General features: G+C 32.4%; 1 protein-coding gene. It reads left to right on the top strand.

Features of this window, described 5'->3' with window-relative positions; all coding sequences use genetic code 11:
- Positions 1 to 142: 142 nt before the first annotated feature.
- Positions 143 to 1,984 (top strand): IS1634 family transposase, encoded by a 1,842-nt coding sequence (locus FNW38_RS17305; RefSeq protein ID WP_218043746.1) that lies wholly within the window; start codon positions 143 to 145, stop codon positions 1,982 to 1,984.
- Positions 1,985 to 2,003 lie beyond the last annotated feature (19 nt).

Below are 2,003 nucleotides of genomic sequence, written 5' to 3'. Positions count from 1 at the left end.
GTTTTATATATTCGAAACAGCTGTTTTTTAATCAAATTCCGTTTTGTAGTCCCCAGCAAATCTTGTCTTTAATGGGAATATTTACGATTTTTACTAAATGTATTTCAAATCTACTTTTCGTCGAAATCCTGAAACAGGAAAAATGGAATCCTACTATCGATTGGTAGAAAGTTTTCGTGATCAAAACGACATTGTTAGAAACAGAACCATCGTAACTGCCGGATTTATCGATTATTTATCGGCTGAGGAATTGAATTATATCCAGAAAAAATTAACGGAAAAATTGAATGGAAAAAATAGCTTGTTTGAAGATGATTTACAAGAACATCTTTGGGAGTATATTGATGAACTGTATTTCAAAATACTCAAATCAAACAAAATAGATAATTCTCATTCTTCCAAAAAAGACATGCACAATGTAGATTTGAACTCTCTAAAACATACTGAAGCACGTGAACTTGGAGGTGAGTGGATGAGTTTGCAAACATTGAAGCAATTGAAAATTGACCAATTTTTATTGGATAAAAAATGGTCCGAAGAACAGATTCAATTGGCACTTACTCAAATCATAAGCAGAGCCGTTTATCCTGCGAGCGAAAACAGAACCAGTAAATGGATAAAAGAAAATTCGGCCATTTGTGAATTAACCGCTTATCCAATCAAAAAAATAACAAAGGATAAATTATATCAATCTGCCTTGAATTTGTATCAAGTTAAAGATGAGATGGAAAAATATTTGTCTCAAAAGACCAATGAATTATTTGATATTGAAGATAAATTTTATTTGTACGACCTAACCAACACCTATTTTGAAGGTCAGAAAAAGAATAGTGATTTAGCTCAATACGGGCGTAGTAAGGAAAAGCGAACCGATGCCAAACTAGTTGTTTTGGCAGCTGTCGTAAATCTAGAAGGCTTTTTGAAATATTCCAATATCTACCAGGGGAATATGGCCGATTGTAAGACTTTGTCCGATATGATTGATAGCCTTCGAGAGGCAACGAGTGAGACCACAAAAAAGGCTTTAATCATTATGGATGCTGGTATTGCCACTGATGAAAACTTGAAATTGGTAACAGAAAAAGGATATGATTATTTATGTGTAAGCCGTACTAAACCAAAAAAATATACCTTAAAAAATGAAATTCCTACAATAGTTTATGATAAAAAAAATCAGAAAATAGAGTTGAATGAAATTGAAGATAAAGAACAAAATCAGTGTGTTTTCAAGGTAAAAAGCGACATGAAAGCGATGAAAGAACGTTCGATGAATCGCAAATTTAAAACACTTTATGAAGACACATTAACCAAACTTGCCAATGGATTAGCCAAAAAATCGGGGATAAAAAAGCAAGAAATCATAAATCAAAAAATAGGGAGATTACAACAAAAATATCCCTCGATAGCCAAACATTACCAAATCGATTTATTGGCTGACCAAAAAACAGGCAAGGTAATTTCTATGAAATGGGAAGTTAAAGAAAGCCAAGTAAATCAAGAAAAAGAACAAGGCGTATATTTTATAAAAACATCGCTAAAAGAACGGGATGAACAAACTGTTTGGAGGATATACAATTGCATACGAGAAATTGAAAGCACTTTTAGAACCTTAAAAACAGACTTGGATTTACGACCTATTTACCATCAAAACGATGAGTCAACTATGGCACATTTAAATCTGGGGTTGTTAGCCTATTGGATTGTAAATACGATTAGATATCAGCTAAAAGTAAAAAAAATAAATCATGATTGGCAGGAAATAATAAGAATTGCAAATACCCAAAAGTTAGTTACAACGGAAATAAAAGATGTACTTGAAAATACAATCGAAATAAAAAAATGTTCAGAGCCAAGCCAAAAACTAAGGGAAATTTATTTAGCCTTAAACTATAAAAAACAACCCTTTACTAAGAAAAAATTTGTAGTCCCCAAATCTGAACTTCTCAAACAAGAATCTCGTTTTCAACAATGGTTCACAGGCTAAACCCTGCAAGTTGGGTTAA

It is taken from the genome of Flavobacterium gawalongense, assembly GCF_007097265.1.
Taxonomy (GTDB): Bacteria; Bacteroidota; Bacteroidia; order Flavobacteriales; family Flavobacteriaceae; genus Flavobacterium; species Flavobacterium gawalongense.
Note: the sequence above shows the minus strand (reverse complement) of the source record. Positions and strands in the feature narration are given on the sequence as shown.